Raw genomic sequence first — 13,764 nt, forward strand, 5'->3', positions numbered from 1 at the left:
TCGTGCCGACGGGCACGCTCCGCTCGGCGCCGGTTCAGACCAGCAGCGCGTGGACCCCTCCGGCCAATCCCACCACAAGCCCGAAGCACACGAGCGTGACCAGCGCCGCGGCGGGCCCCGGCAGGTCGAGGATCGCCCGGGCGGCGCGACCGTGCAGCCATAGCGCTACCATCACGAAGGCGGCGGCATACAGTTCCGCGAGACCCGGCGTGGCGAGACCGAGGAGCAGCAGGCTGCCCGGCAGGGTCAGCACCACCAGCCCCGCCGCCAGGCACCAGTTGGTGACGACCACGAAGGGCACGTAGACCCGGGTCCGGCCGAGACGGCGCAGGACCGCGATCATGGCGAGCGGCACCGCGAGGAAGCCCGCGGCGATCCCGGCGATCGCCGCCAGGGTGACGTGGTCGAGCCGAAAGAGCGCCGTGCCGGTCCCGCGCTCCAGGGCGAGCGCCACCGTGAGGGCCGGGGCGGTCAGCCAGACGGCCCCGAAGGAGCGCCAGAAGCCGCGCTCGCTCATGTCGAAATGGCGCAGGGCATCGGGCCGTCGGCCCATCAGCCCGGCGGTGCCGCGCAGCGAGCGGGCCACATCGTCAGCGCTCAGGAACATCGGCGGCCTCCGGGATCGAGGCCGCCAGATTCAACTTTCGTCTAAGATCGGTCAAGCCTGGCGCTGCGTCGCAGCATTCTGCGGGAAGTACGCGTCGAGCACGCGGCCGACGATCGCCGCCAGCCGGTCGAGGTCGGCGACCGCCACCCGCTCGTCGATCTGGTGCATCGTCCGCCCGACGAGGCCGAACTCGATCACCGGGCAGGCATTCTTGATGAAGCGCGCATCCGAGGTGCCGCCGGTGGTCGAGAGGGCGGGCCGGCGGCCGGTCTCGGCCTCGATCGCGTCCGCCACCTGCTCCACGAAGGCGTCGGGCTGGGTCAGGAAGGCGACGGAGTTGGTCGGGCGGATATCGAGGCTGTAGCGCACCGTGTTGCCGGCGGCGGCGGCCAGGCGCCGCTCCAGCTCGGCGGCCAGGGTCTCGGGCGTCCAGAGGTCGTTGAAGCGGATGTTGAAGGTCGCCCGCGCCTCGGCCGGGATCACGTTGGTCGCCGGATTGCCGACATCCATCGTGGTGAATTCGAGGTTCGAGGCGTCGAAATGCGCGGTTCCCGCATCGAGCGGCTCGGCCAGCAGCCCCTGCGCCAGGCGCAGGAGGCCGGGAATCGGGTTCTCGGCCCGGTGCGGATAGGCGACGTGGCCCTGGACCCCGTGCACGGTGAGGTTGGCCGTCAGCGAACCGCGCCGGCCGATCTTGATCATCTCGCCGAGCGTGTCCGGGTTGGTCGGCTCGCCGAGCAGGCAATGGGCGAAAAGCTCGCCCCGCGCCCGCGCCCAGTCGAGGAGCTTGACGGTGCCGTTCACCGCCGGTCCCTCCTCGTCACCGGTGATCAGGAACGCGATGGCGCCGCCGAAATCCGGCCCCCGCCGGCCGAGGAAGGCCAGCACCGCCGCCAGCATGCAGGCGATGCCGCCCTTCATGTCGACCGCGCCGCGGCCGAACAGCTCGCCGCCCTCGATGGCGCCAGCGAACGGGTCGTGGCGCCAGGCCGCGGCGTCGCCCGGCGGCACCACGTCGGTATGGCCGGCAAACAGCAGGCACGGCCCCTCGCCGAGGCGGGCATAGAGGTTCTCGATGTCGGGCGTGCCCGGCTCCGAGAAGACCGGCCGCTCGACCGTGAATCCGGCCGCGGTCAGGATCTCGGCCAGGTAGGCGAGCGCCCCGCCCTCCTGCGGCGTCACCGAGGGACAGCGGATCAGCCCCTGGGCCAGGGCCACCGGGGAATGGGCGGAGGATGGGGCGTCGGTCACGGGGCGGGTCCGCGGGCTCGAGGATCGGTCGCCGCGAGCCGTAGCGCCGAACGCCGCGCAAGAGAACCTGACAAGAGAACCTGACAAGACAACTGCGCAACGGAACCGTGCATCCCGAGGGCCTTCCCCGCGCCCGGCCTCTCGCTTAATCAACCCGGATGACCGCGCTCAGCCCCGACGAGATCGAACGCTACGCCCGCCACATCGTGCTGCGGGAGGTCGGCGGCCCCGGCCAGGTCCGGCTCAAGGCCGCCCGCGTGCTGGTGATCGGGGCCGGCGGCCTCGGCGCACCGCTGATCCAGTACCTGGCCGCCGCCGGTATCGGCACGATCGGTATCGTCGACGACGACACGGTCTCGCTCTCGAACCTCCAGCGCCAGGTGATCCACGGCACGCCGGATATCGGCCGGCCGAAGGTCGAGAGTGCGGCCGAGGCCGTCGCGCGCCTCAACCCGAACGTGCGGGTCGAGACCCACGCCACCCGGCTGACGCCTGAGAATGCCGAGGGGCTCATCGCCGGGTACGACCTCGTCGCCGACGGCTCGGACAATTTTTCGACCCGCTACGCCGTCTCGGATGCCTGCTACCGGGCCGGCCGGCCGCTGGTGACCGCGGCGCTCGGCCAGTTCGACGGCTCGCTCACCACGATCCGGGCCCACGAGACCGGCGCCGACGGCCGGCCGAACCCGACCTATCGCTGCCTCTTCCCGAGCCCGCCGCCCGCGGGATCGGTGCCGACCTGCGCCGAGGCCGGGGTGCTCGGCGCGCTGGCCGGCCTGATGGGCTCGCTGATGGCGCTGGAGGTGATCCGCGCCGTCGCGGGTTTCGGCGAGCCGCTGGTCGGGCGCCTGCTGATGGTCGACACCCGGTCGCTACGCTTCGAGACCCTGTCCTATGCCTGGGACCCGGGCAACCCGCTGAGCGGGACGGAGGGCTGAGGGCAGCCGGCGCGAGATCGACGACGGGATTCGGGAGGACGCCCGCATGAGGCGAACGGGTCTGATGATTGCCTCGCTGCTCGCCGCCTGTCCGGTCCTGGCGGCGCCGGGGGTGGAGCGCTGGTCGGCGACGAGCACGACCGCCATGGCGATCACTGGCGACATCACCCTGTCGCCGACGCGGTTGTCCGCGGCGGGCAAGTCGTTCCCGCTCGCGATCGCGGCCGATGATCCGGCCTTCGGCACCACCACGGGGCCGGTGCCCGCCCGCATCCTCAAGGTGACGCGGCCGGCCGATCCGGTTCTGCTGCGCGGCAATCGGCTGTGCGGCTCGCCGGTACGCTGGATCGTCGTCTACCGGAGCGATGCCGGCCGCTCGCTGAACCTCGCCGCCTTCACGGGCGAGGCGCGCCCGACCGGCGAGTCAGGCCCGAGCCTCTGCGGGACGTTTCTGTACGGGCGATGAATGCCCAGCGGATCGACCGGGCGAGAGCCCCCCGATGACGAGTGAGGCCGGGTATCGCCACCCGGCCGACCCCGAATCGGGGTGGAGATCCACTCCTTACGCCGCCCGGATCTCGCCCAGGAAGCCGTCGACCTCCTGCTTGACAGTCAGCGATTGCGTCGCCAGCTCGGCGGCGGCCGCGAGCACCTGGGAGGCGGCGCCGCCGGTCTGGTCGGCGAGCGACAGCACGCGGGAGACGCTCGACGAGACGTCCTGGGTCCCGCGGGCCGCCTCGGTGGCGTTGCGGGAGATCTCGGCCGTCGCCGCGGTCTGCTCCACCACCGTCGCCGCGATGGCGCTGCTGATCTCGTTGAGCGCCGCGATCGTGCCGCCGATCTGCCGGATGGCGGCCCCCGCCTGACCGGTGGCGGCCTGGATCGCCGCGATCTGCCCGCCGATCTCCTCGGTCGCCCGCGCCGTCTGGCCGGCGAGTTCCTTGACCTCGGCGGCCACCACCGCGAAGCCGCGGCCGGCCGCCCCGGCCCGGGCCGCCTCGATGGTGGCGTTCAAGGCCAGCAGGTTCGTCTGGTCGGCGATGGCCGAGATCGTGGTGACGGCGGCGCCGATCTGGGTCGCCGCGGTGCCGAGGCTCGCCATGGCGCCGTTCGTGGCCTCGGCCTCCTTCGCGGCATGGCCGGCAATCTCGCGCGACTGGATCACCTGGCGCTCGATCTCGCGCAAGGAGGCCACCATCTCCTCCGCCGCGGAGGCGACGGTCTGGACGTTGGCGGAGGTCTCCTCGGCGGCGGCGCTGGAGGCGACCGCCTGGGCGTTGGTGCCGTCGGCGACCTGGTTCATCGAGCGGGCGGTGGCGTCGAGCTCGGTGGCCGCCGAGGTCACGATCCCGAGCGAGCCGGCGACCCGCTGCTGGAACGCGAGCACGAGGGCGTCGACCCGGTCGGCCCGGCGCTGGCGGGCGGAGGCCTGCGCCGCCTGGTCGGCCTCGAGCGCGAGCCGCGTGATCGCGTTCTGGCGAAACACCTCCACGGCGCGGGCCATCTCGCCCATCTCGTCGGTGGCGTCCTGGGACGGGATCGCGACGGCGGTCTCGCCCGCGGCCAGGCGGCTCATCGCGCGGGTCATGCCGGAGATCGGGCGGGTGATGCCGCGGGCGATCAGGATCGCCAGGGTGAGGCTGATCGCCAGGATGACCGCCAGGAGTCCGGCCTGCACCCCCTTGGCGGAGTCCATCGTGGCGAGGCTGTGATCGCTGATCGTCTCGAGCGCCGCGTCGAGCTTGCCGCGCACCAGCGTGCCGGCGGCGGCGATGGCCTCGGCCTGGGGCTTCAGGTTTCGGTCGTAGAGGGCCTCGCTCTCCAGCATCGCGGCGGCCGCCGCCGTGATGTGGCCGTTGAGGCGATGCAGCGTCTCCTCCAGGGTGCCGAGGTCGCGCTTCTGCGCCGGGCTCAGGTTCAGGGTCTTCAGCTTGCCGATCGTCGCCTCGGCGCTGGTGAAGTGTCCGGCCGAGAGCGTGCGGGTCTTCGGATCCGTGGTGGCGAGGAAGCGCCAGTTCATCACCCGGAACAGCAGCAGGATCCGCTCGATCTCGACCGCCTGGGCCAGGATCTCCTCGTCGCCACCCGCACGCAGCTGGGCAACGAGGGCCCCCGAGGCCTTGGTCAGGTCGTCGCCCGCGGTGTAGACGCCGGCCTTGTTGTCGCGGATCTGCACGCCGAGCGCGACGAATTTCGGCACCTCCGCGGCGAGGCGGTTCGACCTCTCGCGCAGGTCGGCGTAAAGCGCCCGCCGCTCGTCCGACAAGGCGCGCTTCATCAGCCCGTCGGCGAGCTGCGAGGCCTCGGACAGGCTCGCCTGCATCCCGGCGGCCATCTCGGCGGTCTGCGTCGTCCGGTACTTGAGGCTCTGGGCCGCGAAGCGCTCGGTCAGGCCGTTCAGCGTGTAGAGCTCCCGCGCCGCCTGCTCGAGCTGCGCTTTCTGCGTGAACAAATCGTCGAGCTGGCCGGTCTGCCGGTACGAGAAGCCACCCATCACCGCGACCAGCACCGCCAGGATCGCGAAGCCGCCATACAGCCGCGCACGCAAGGGAACTCTCATCGGACCGTCCGTCACTATCGATCGCCAACGTGGACCGGACGCTACGACAGGTTCCGGAACGTTTCGTAAATTCAGCAATATTTTTTTGATCAAGTCCAATATTACTGGCGGCATGATCAATTCGGTACGTGGGATCGTCGAGACGCCTGTTTCCTCTCATGAGGCTGGGAACGCCCGAAGCGAAAACCAAGCATCGGCAGGATCAGAGCGTGTGGCTGACAGACTTGGCACTGCCTCATATGAAGGCAGAATGCGCAAATTTTGGCTCGACGCGAGAGCGGGCGCGTCGCGCATTGGTTGCCACGACTTCGAACGATTGCTCGGCGTGAGATAGGTGGACGGTGCACTGACGCCGGCTCACGGCGCATCCAGCAGTGTCCCATCGATCGCTCGGCGATCGCTGCGTGATGCGGAAACCGGCCCCGCTCGGGCATGCGGGACTTGCGGGTCCGCCGCGGGGGCTGGTGATCCCGTTGTCGGAAGGGATATTCCGAAAATCCGATCGTACCGCCGCCGGATCCTCAGCGCCCCCGCGGCAGCGGCGGCAGGGCCGCGAATCCCTGCTCGACCTTGTCGAGGCAGCACTTCTTGAACTTCTTGCCGCTGCCGCAGGGACAGGGATCGTTGCGGCCGACATCACGATAGGGATTGCGCTCGGGGATCGGGAAACCGTCCTCGTCGAGGTCGGGCCGGTGAGCGTCGGCGCCCTCGCGGGTGTGCTCCAGCGCGCCGATCGGGTCGTCGAGATAGTCGATCAGCAGGTCGTCAAAGCGCTGGCGGCTCTTCGGGCGCAGGCGGGCCTCCTTCAGGGTCTCCTGCACCGTCTCCCAATCGACGACGTTGCCGGCGTTGCGGCCGTCCTTACGCGCGGCCTTGAGGCGGGGGACGAGGTCGTCGAAGCCCAAGAGCGAGACCGCGTCCTCCCAGCCCTGCCAGACCTCCTCGTCCTCGGGCGAGGCCAGCCGCTCGGTATCGAACCGGACCAGGAATGCCTTCGCCGCCTCGCGGTCGATGCGCCCGTCGGCGGTGAGCAGCGCCAGCGCATGGAAGAGCTGCATCCGGGCGATGCCGACCGGCGCCTCGCCGGCGATGGCCCCGAGCAGGCGCTCGACGTCGCCGTCGAAGCTGGCGGCGACCAGGCCCGACAGGGTACTGGGGTAATCCTCGCCGAGCGCCGCCGCGATCGCGTCGTCGTCGCGGCGCAGGAGGCGCATCAGCGGCGCGTGGATCCGGACGTTCCGGGCCGAGGCCAGGACGTGGATGCCCCAGAACAGCAGGGTCCGCTCGGGCTCGGTCAGGCTCTCGCCCTCGCCGTCGGCGGCTCGGTCGAGGATCGCCAGGACCGGCTCGGCGATCACCTCCGGCGCCGCCAGCGCCCGCCGGAGGGCCTCCTCCGGCAGGTAGGTCGCCGCCGAGAGCTCCCGGACCGGATCGGGCGCCGCCATGTCCGTCCCTGCCATGCCCGTCTCCTCCTCGTCCGTCCCCGCCGGCGGCGCGCGACGCGCCGCCAGACGCCTCGCTCAGCCCCGCAGGGTCGCGCCGGTCTTGCGCGTCACCTCGGCGACGATTTTTTGGCTCACCGCCTCGATCTCGGCATCGGTGAGGGTGCGGTCGGTCGGCTGGAGCCGCACCGCCACGGCGACGGACTTCTGGTCCTCGCCGATCCCCGCGCCCTCGTAGACGTCGAACACCTCGATGCCGGTCACGAGGGTGCGCTCGGCGCCTTGCACCGCCTTCAGGATGTCGCCGGCCGCGACCTGGCGCGAGACCACGAAGGCGAAGTCGCGGGTGAGCGGCTGGAAGTCCGGCAGGCTGGCGGCCGGCTTCATCTTGGTCGGCCGGTGCTTCGGGAGCGGCAAGGCGTCCAGCGTGATCTCGCACACCACCACCGGGCCCTTGATGTCGAGGGCCTTCAGCACCCGCGGATGCAGCTCGCCGAAGAACCCGACCGGGTTGCGCGGCCCGAATTGCAGCGTGCCGGAGCGGCCGGGATGCAGCCAGTCCGGCCCGCCGGCGACGACCTGGAGGCCGCCGGTCGGCACGCCGAGGGAGGTCAGCAGCGCCAGCGCGTCGGCCTTGGCCTCGAAGGCGTCGACGGGCTTGACCGCGCCGTCCCAGTGCCGGCCGGCGCCGCCATGGCGGGCGGAGCCGCGGCGGAGCGCCGTCGCCTTGGTGGTCTGGCCCTCGGGCTGGTCGGAGGCGAAGCACTGCCCGACCTCGAACAGGGCGACGTCGCCGTATCCGCGGTCGGCGTTGCGCTGCGCAGCGCGGGCGAGACCCGGGACCAGGCTCGGGCGCATGTCCGACAGGTCGGCGGCGATGGGGTTCGCCAGCGCCAGTTCCGGCTTGCCGCCGCCGAACAGGGTGGCGTCGTCATGCGCGATGAACGACCAGGTCACCGCCTCGACGAGGCCGCGGGCGGCGAATTCGCGCTTGGCCTGCCGGGTGCGCTTCTGCATCACCGTCAGGACCGGGCGGATCACCGTCGCCTCGATCCGCGGCAGGGGCTTGGGCTCGATCCGGTCGAGGCCGGCGATGCGCACGATCTCCTCGACGAGGTCGGCCTTGCCCTCGACGTCGGGCCGCCAGGACGGCGAGAGCACCTTCACCCGGTCGCCCGAGCCGGCGACGTGGAAGCCGAGCGATTCCAGCGTCACCTTCATCTCGGGCCGCGGCAGGTCGAGGCCGGACAGCCGGCGCACCTCGGTCCACGGGAAGTCGATGATGCGATCGGTATCCGGCACCTCGCCCGACACGGTGGCCTGGCTCGGGGTGCCGCCGCACAGGTCGAGCACGAGCTTCGTCGCGAGATCGAGACCCGGCAGGGCGAAGGCCGGATCGACCCCGCGCTCGAAGCGATAGCGAGCATCCGTCACGATGCCGAGGCGGCGCCCCGTGCGGGCGATGGTGAGCGGGTCCCACAGGGCCGACTCGATCAGCACGTCGGTCGTGCCCTCGTCGCAGCCCGAATGCTCAGCCCCCATGATGCCGGCGATCGACTCGACGCCGGCCTCGTCGGCGATGACGATCGCACCGTCGTCGAGCCGGTAGGTCCGCCCGTCGAGGGCCACGATCTCTTCGCCCTCGCGGGCGCGGCGCACGGTGAGGGCGCCCTTCACCTTGGCGGCGTCGAAGACGTGGAGCGGCCGGCCGCGGTCGAAGGTGACGTAGTTGGTGATGTCGACGAGCGCATTGATCGGCCGCAGGCCGATGGCGGTCAGGCGCCGGCGCATCCATTCGGGCGACGGCCCGTTCTTGACGCCGCGCACCAGCCGCAACCCGAAGAGCGGGCAGAGGTGCGCGTCCTCCGGCGCGAAGTCGCGGGTGACCGTGACCGGGCAGGCCCCCTCCCCGCGCACCGGCGCCAGCTGCTCGCGCCTGAGCGTGCCGATGCCGGCCGCCGCGAGGTCGCGGGCGATGCCGGAGATGCCGGTGCAGTCGGGCCGGTTCGGCGTCAGGTTGATCTCGATCACCGGATCGTCGAGGCCGGCGAAGGCCGCATAGGCCTGGCCCACCGGAGCGTCGGCGGGCAGATCGAGGATGCCGTCATGGTCGTCCGACAGGCCGAGCTCGGAGCCCGAGCACAGCATGCCGCGGCTCTCGACGCCGCGGATCACGCCGACCGACAGGGTGATGTTCTTGCCCGGCACGTAGGTGCCGGGGGGCGCGAACACCGTCTTCATGCCGGCCCGCGCGTTCGGCGCGCCGCAGACCACCTGGACGGGGGCGCCCTCGCCGGTATCGACGGAGCAGACCCGCAGGCGGTCGGCGTTCGGGTGCTGCTCGGCGGTGAGCACTGCGGCGATGCGGTAGGCCGAGAGATCCGCGGCCTTGTCCTCGACGCGCTCGACCTCCAGCCCGATGCGGGTCAGCGTCTCGACGATCACGTCGAGGGAGGCATCGGTGTCGAGGTGGTCCTTGAGCCAGGAGAGGGTGAATTTCATCGGGATAAAACCTCTCGGCTCAGACGAGCCGGGCCTTGGTGATGAGAAGGACGGCCAGGCGGCGGCACTGGTCGTCGTCGAGGGATTCGAGGTCGGAGATGGTCTTGCGAGCGCGGGCGACCGTGCTGCGTGCTTCCTCGCGGCTGATGTCGAGGCTCGGCGGGCTGTAATCCGCCAGATGTCGGAGCGCCTGCAGCTCGGCGAAGTTGATGCCGATCTCGGCGACGGCTGCGCTGATCTCGGCTGCCTCGCGCCCGCTCAGCCGTTTCCTGATCTGCGCGTGATCGAGCAGTCGGTAGATCGGTTCCGTCAACGCAGCATCGCGCCTCCAGAGGCCGAGCGCGCGTGCAGATGAAGCAGACCCCGTGGAACACCGCGTAGTACGCGCTGCTGACGGCGCGCCGCATCGCGGCCCTCTGCAGGTTGCGGCGGCCGCGCTGATCCGAGAGCAGGTCGGCGACGACGAGGAGATCGTAGACGAGGGGATTGCCGAGGCGCGGCATCACGCGTCCTCTTCCTCATCCCATTCGATCTCGTCGTCCTCATCGTTCTCGTCGCCCGCGAAATCGTCCGCGTAGATGAACCGGAGATAGGGGAAGCGCTCCTCCCCCTTCTCGAGCAGGGTCATCCGCAAAGCCACGTGCGCGGCGCTGGATTCAGCGCCGCCGGCCGCCTCCGAGCCGAGCTTGAAGTGGGCAGTGAAGAGCAGCGCCGGATCGTCGTCGTGGTCGTAGCCCGCGCGCAGCTCCGCCCGCTCATAGCCGGAGGCGGCGAGGTGGCGAGTCAGGACCTCGTCGGCGATCACCAGGATCTCGTTCTCGGTCATCGGATGCCTCGTGAAGGCAGAAAAATCAGCCGGTCAGGCCGCCGACCAGGCTCGGGATGTCGAGGGGCCGGAAGCCGTAATGCTCGAGCCAGCGGACATCCGCCTCGAAGAACGGGCGCAGGTCCGGCATGCCGTATTTGAGCATCGCGATCCGGTCGATGCCCATGCCCCAGGCGAAGCCCTGGACGGAATCCGGGTCGAGGCCGCAATTGCGCAGCACGTTGGGGTGGACCATGCCGCAGCCGAGGATCTCGAGCCAGTCGTCGCCCTCGCCGAAGCGGATCTCGCCGCCCTTGCGCGAGCACTGGATGTCGACCTCGGCCGAGGGCTCGGTGAAGGGGAAGAACGACGGCCGGAAGCGCATCTTCACGCTGTCGACCTCGAAGAACGCCTTGCAGAACTCTTCCAGGATCCACTTCAGATGGGCGATGTTGGCCTGCTTGTCGATCACCAGGCCCTCGACCTGGTGGAACATCGGGGTGTGGGTCTGGTCGGAATCGTGCCGGTAGGTGCGGCCCGGACAGATCACCCGGATCGGCGGCTGCACGTTGCGCATGGTGCGGACCTGCACCGGCGAGGTGTGGGTGCGCAGGAGCTTGCGCTTCCCGTCCCGGTCGGGCCGCAGGAAGAAGGTGTCGTGCATCTCCCGGGCCGGATGGCCCTCGGGGAAGTTGAGCGCCGTGAAGTTGAGGTCGTCGGTCTCGACGTCGGGCCCTTCCGCGATCGAGAAGCCCATATCGCCGAAGATCGCCGTGATCTCGTCCATCACCTGGGTGATCGGGTGGATGCGGCCGCGGGTCTCGGGCCCCTCGCGCACCGGCAGGGTCACGTCGATCCGCTCGGCGGACAGCCGCGCCGTCAGCGCGGCTTCCGCCAGCGTCTCGCGCCGCGACTGGATCGCGCCCTGGACGCGGTCGCGCAGGCCGTTGATCAGCGGCCCCTGCTCCTTGCGGGCCTCGGGGCTCATGCCGCCTAGCGTCTTCAGCAGCTCGGAGACGGCGCCCTTCTTGCCGAGGGCGGCGACGCGCACACCCTCGAGCGCGGCCTCGTCGGCGGCGCCGGTGACCTGGGCGAGGAGATCGGTTTCGAGGCTGGTGAGATCGGTCATGGTCTGCTCAATCGGGCTCGCGGATGCCCTGCAACGCGCCGCCCCGCCCCGTCAACCCGGAGCGCCGGAAACGACCCGCGCAACGCAAAACGGCCCGCGCGGGCGGGCCGTGATGGTGGTCTCTTCGAAGGGCCCGCGCGAGGGTGCGGACCCGGACGCGACCGGCGTTAGGCCGCCTTGACGAGCTCGGCCGGCAGAGCGGACTTCGCCTTCTCGACCACGGCGACGAAGGCCGCCGGCTCGTGGATGGCGAGCTCGGAGAGCGCCTTGCGGTCGACCTGCACGCCGGCCTTGGCCAGGCCGTCGATGAAGCGCGAGTAGGTCAGGCCGTGCGGGCGGACCGCGGCGTTGATGCGCTGGATCCACAGGGCGCGGAAGTTGCGCTTCTTGTTCTTACGATCGCGGTAGGCATATTGCATGCCCTTCTCGACCGCCTGCTTGGCGATCCGGATCGTATTCTTGCGCCGGCCGTAATAGCCCTTGGCGGCCTTGAAAACCTTCTTGTGCTTGGCGTGGCTGGTCACGCCGCGCTTGACGCGGGCCATGGTGATCTCCTGGGATTTCTACGAAACAGATGCGGGACGAAGCGTCTTCTTTGGCGAAGCCGGTCCTTAGCGGGCGTTCGGCAGGAAGTACTTCTTCACGTTGGCGGCGTCGCCCTCGAACAGGGTGGTCGTGCCGCGCAGGTTGCGGATCTGCTTCGTGGTCCGCTTGATCATGCCGTGGCGCTTGCCGGCCTGGGCGTACATGACCTTGCCGGTCCCGGTGATCTTGAAGCGCTTCTTGGCGCCCGACTTGGTCTTCAGCTTGGGCATTTTGCTCTCCTGACGCGAACTCCACCTCCCGAGTCCCGCCACGGGGCGGATCCCGACGATCGTCGATCGATCGATGGTGGAGCGACACGAACCGCCACGGCAGCCCTCACGGCCGGGCGGTTCAGCGAGGCGCGTGCCATAGCAGGGACCGGGGCTTCACGCAATCGTCGCATCGTCGTGCGCTTCGCCCCTGTGGGAGGCGGGAACGATCGTCCGCTCGCCCTGGCGTTGTGCGCTGCACCGGAACAATAAGCGCGGGTACGCGGTTTCGTTCATGTCCCGCTCAGGCCCCATCCTGCTTAGTCCCCGCCAACGTTGATCCGCCCCCGTTTGGCGTCTCAGGAGATTTCCTCGTGCGCATTGCCCAGGTAGCCCCCCTCGCGGAGGCCGTTCCGCCGAAATTCTACGGCGGCACCGAGCGTGTCGTCTCGTGGCTCACCGAGGAACTGGTCCGCCAGGGCCACGACGTCACGCTGTTCGCGAGCGGCGACTCGGAGACGAGCGCCAAGCTGGTCGCCTGCTGCCCCGAGGGCCTGCGGCTCGCCGGCATCCGCGACCACGTCGCCAGCCACCTCGCCATGCTCTATCACCTGCGCCGGCGGGCGGACGAGTTCGACGTCATCCACTTCCACATCGACCTCCTGCAGTATCCGCTGTTCGAGGAGTTCAACCACAAGTGCGTCACCACCCTGCACGGGCGGCTCGACGTGCCGGACTTCATGCCGGTCTACCGGACCTTCACGGGCATGCCGCTCGTGTCGATCTCCGACCACCAGCGCGGCCCGATGCCCGGGAACGCGAACTGGCTCCAGACCATCCATCACGGCCTGCCGGCGGAGAATTGCCGCTTCTCGCCCAATCCGAAGGACGGCGGCTACCTCGCCTTCCTCGGCCGCATCTCGCCCGAGAAACGCCCCGACCGCGCGATCGAGATCGCCAAGGCCTCCGGCGTGAAGCTGAAGATCGCCGCCAAGGTCGACAAGGCCGACCAGGAATACTGGGACGAGGTCATCGAGCCGATGACCCACCACCCGCTGATCGAGTATATCGGCGAGATCAACGAGGACCAGAAGCACGACTTCCTCGGCAACGCCCTGGCGCTCGCCTTCCCGATCGACTGGCCGGAGCCCTTCGGCCTGGTGATGATCGAGGCGATGTCGGCCGGCACGCCGGTGATCGCATGGCGCAACGGCTCCGTGCCGGAGGTCATCAAGGACGGCGTGTCGGGCGTCGTCGTCGAGTCGATGGACGAGGCGATCGCCGCGGTCGAGACCTGCAAGGCGATGAGCCGCGAGGGCGTGCGCCGCTACTTCGAGACCCGCTTCACCGCGAGCGTCATGGCCCGCTCCTACGTCGCCGCCTACGAGTCGCTGCTCGCCGGCGACCTCGACGCGATCAAGATCCCGGGCCTGACCCTCGGCGCCCCGGCGACCCTGAACGGCGCGACCAACGGCGTCGCGCATCCGGTGCTGCGCGCGGTCTGATCCGCCCCATCATCCCGTGATCGAATCAGAAGGCCCGGTCCCCGCGAGGGGGCCGGGCCTTCCGTTTGCGCCGTCCCTGCCCAAAATCCGAGCCTGCCCGATCGCAGCTCCCCCCTGGCGCCCGCCGCACGATGGCCCACTTTCGCTCTAGCGTGGGGTCCGACCCGCGAATCGCCGCGGGTTCCTCCCCCCGCTGCCGTCCGGGCGCCCCGCCCGGACGGCAGCGGGGGG

General features: G+C 70.3%; 13 protein-coding genes. 3 read left to right on the forward strand and 10 right to left on the reverse strand.

All coding sequences use genetic code 11. The annotated features are described in order from the left end of the window. Positions 1-34 precede the first annotated feature (34 nt). On the reverse strand, positions 35-607 hold the full coding sequence (locus tag QR78_RS14015) for a hypothetical protein (protein WP_048428148.1): 573 nt from the start codon (positions 605-607) through the stop codon (positions 35-37). A 51-nt stretch (positions 608-658) separates the two neighbouring features. Next, on the reverse strand, positions 659-1,858 hold the full coding sequence (gene dapE / locus QR78_RS14020) for a succinyl-diaminopimelate desuccinylase (protein ID WP_048428149.1): 1,200 nt from the start codon (positions 1,856-1,858) through the stop codon (positions 659-661). Positions 1,859-2,016: 158 nt separating this feature from the next. Between dapE and QR78_RS14025 the strand changes: the two genes are divergently transcribed. Next, complete coding sequence (locus QR78_RS14025) at positions 2,017-2,796, forward strand: HesA/MoeB/ThiF family protein (protein ID WP_048428150.1); 780 nt, start codon at positions 2,017-2,019, stop codon at positions 2,794-2,796. 46 nt (positions 2,797-2,842) lie between these two features. Next, positions 2,843-3,262 carry a hypothetical protein gene (locus QR78_RS14030; protein WP_125901058.1) on the forward strand — a complete coding sequence of 140 codons (420 nt, stop codon included), beginning with the start codon at positions 2,843-2,845 and terminating at the stop codon, positions 3,260-3,262. Positions 3,263-3,358: 96 nt separating this feature from the next. Here the strand turns inward: QR78_RS14030 and QR78_RS14035 are convergent, their stop codons facing one another. The 8 genes from QR78_RS14035 to rpmI all read right to left on the reverse strand — a co-directional run bounded on the left by QR78_RS14035 (position 3,359) and on the right by rpmI (position 12,049). After that, positions 3,359-5,356, reverse strand: coding sequence for a methyl-accepting chemotaxis protein (locus QR78_RS14035; protein ID WP_048428152.1), 1,998 nt, complete (start codon positions 5,354-5,356; stop codon positions 3,359-3,361). Positions 5,357-5,877: 521 nt separating this feature from the next. Further along, positions 5,878-6,816: a DUF1186 domain-containing protein gene (locus QR78_RS33620; protein ID WP_122982819.1), complete on the reverse strand. Its 939-nt coding sequence runs from the start codon at positions 6,814-6,816 to the stop codon at positions 5,878-5,880. 60 nt (positions 6,817-6,876) lie between these two features. Continuing rightward, the gene (gene pheT / locus QR78_RS14045; RefSeq protein ID WP_048428154.1) at positions 6,877-9,300 is read right to left on the reverse strand and encodes a phenylalanine--tRNA ligase subunit beta; all 2,424 of its coding nucleotides are present in this window, start codon (positions 9,298-9,300) and stop codon (positions 6,877-6,879) included. A 19-nt stretch (positions 9,301-9,319) separates the two neighbouring features. Further along, positions 9,320-9,613: a hypothetical protein gene (locus QR78_RS14050; protein ID WP_048428155.1), complete on the reverse strand. Its 294-nt coding sequence runs from the start codon at positions 9,611-9,613 to the stop codon at positions 9,320-9,322. Between the two features lie 189 nt (positions 9,614-9,802). After that, entirely contained in the window at positions 9,803-10,126 is a 324-nt protein-coding gene (locus QR78_RS14055; RefSeq protein WP_048428156.1) for a hypothetical protein, read from the reverse strand. A 25-nt stretch (positions 10,127-10,151) separates the two neighbouring features. Beyond that, a complete protein-coding gene (gene pheS, locus QR78_RS14060) occupies positions 10,152-11,234 on the reverse strand; it encodes a phenylalanine--tRNA ligase subunit alpha (protein ID WP_048428157.1) in 1,083 nt (360 codons plus the stop codon). A gap of 167 nt (positions 11,235-11,401) precedes the next feature. Next, positions 11,402-11,779, reverse strand: coding sequence for a 50S ribosomal protein L20 (rplT, locus tag QR78_RS14065; protein ID WP_048428158.1), 378 nt, complete (start codon positions 11,777-11,779; stop codon positions 11,402-11,404). A 66-nt stretch (positions 11,780-11,845) separates the two neighbouring features. Beyond that, complete coding sequence (rpmI, locus tag QR78_RS14070) at positions 11,846-12,049, reverse strand: 50S ribosomal protein L35 (RefSeq protein WP_007561407.1); 204 nt, start codon at positions 12,047-12,049, stop codon at positions 11,846-11,848. A gap of 353 nt (positions 12,050-12,402) precedes the next feature. On the opposite strand from rpmI, the gene QR78_RS14075 reads away from it, so the two are divergent. Further along, positions 12,403-13,533 (forward strand): glycosyltransferase family 4 protein, encoded by a 1,131-nt coding sequence (locus QR78_RS14075; protein WP_048428159.1) that lies wholly within the window; start codon positions 12,403-12,405, stop codon positions 13,531-13,533. The last annotated feature ends 231 nt before the right edge of the window (positions 13,534-13,764 follow it).

Source organism: Methylobacterium indicum (genome assembly GCF_001043895.1).
Lineage (GTDB): Bacteria > Pseudomonadota > Alphaproteobacteria > Rhizobiales > Beijerinckiaceae > Methylobacterium > Methylobacterium indicum.

Excerpts from the sequence above, each read along its gene's own strand:
- QR78_RS14025 (WP_048428150.1), top strand. The coding sequence starts at position 2,017 with ATGACCGCGCTCAGCCCCGACGAGATCGAACGCTACGCCCGCCACATC.
- pheS (WP_048428157.1), bottom strand. The coding sequence starts at position 11,234 with ATGACCGATCTCACCAGCCTCGAAACCGATCTCCTCGCCCAGGTCACC.
- rpmI (WP_007561407.1), bottom strand. The coding sequence starts at position 12,049 with ATGCCCAAGCTGAAGACCAAGTCGGGCGCCAAGAAGCGCTTCAAGATC.
- QR78_RS33620 (WP_122982819.1), bottom strand. The coding sequence starts at position 6,816 with ATGGCAGGGACGGACATGGCGGCGCCCGATCCGGTCCGGGAGCTCTCG.
- QR78_RS14055 (WP_048428156.1), bottom strand. The coding sequence starts at position 10,126 with ATGACCGAGAACGAGATCCTGGTGATCGCCGACGAGGTCCTGACTCGC.
- pheT (WP_048428154.1), bottom strand. The coding sequence starts at position 9,300 with ATGAAATTCACCCTCTCCTGGCTCAAGGACCACCTCGACACCGATGCC.
- rplT (WP_048428158.1), bottom strand. The coding sequence starts at position 11,779 with ATGGCCCGCGTCAAGCGCGGCGTGACCAGCCACGCCAAGCACAAGAAG.
- QR78_RS14030 (WP_125901058.1), top strand. The coding sequence starts at position 2,843 with ATGAGGCGAACGGGTCTGATGATTGCCTCGCTGCTCGCCGCCTGTCCG.
- QR78_RS14035 (WP_048428152.1), bottom strand. The coding sequence starts at position 5,356 with ATGAGAGTTCCCTTGCGTGCGCGGCTGTATGGCGGCTTCGCGATCCTG.
- QR78_RS14015 (WP_048428148.1), bottom strand. The coding sequence starts at position 607 with ATGTTCCTGAGCGCTGACGATGTGGCCCGCTCGCTGCGCGGCACCGCC.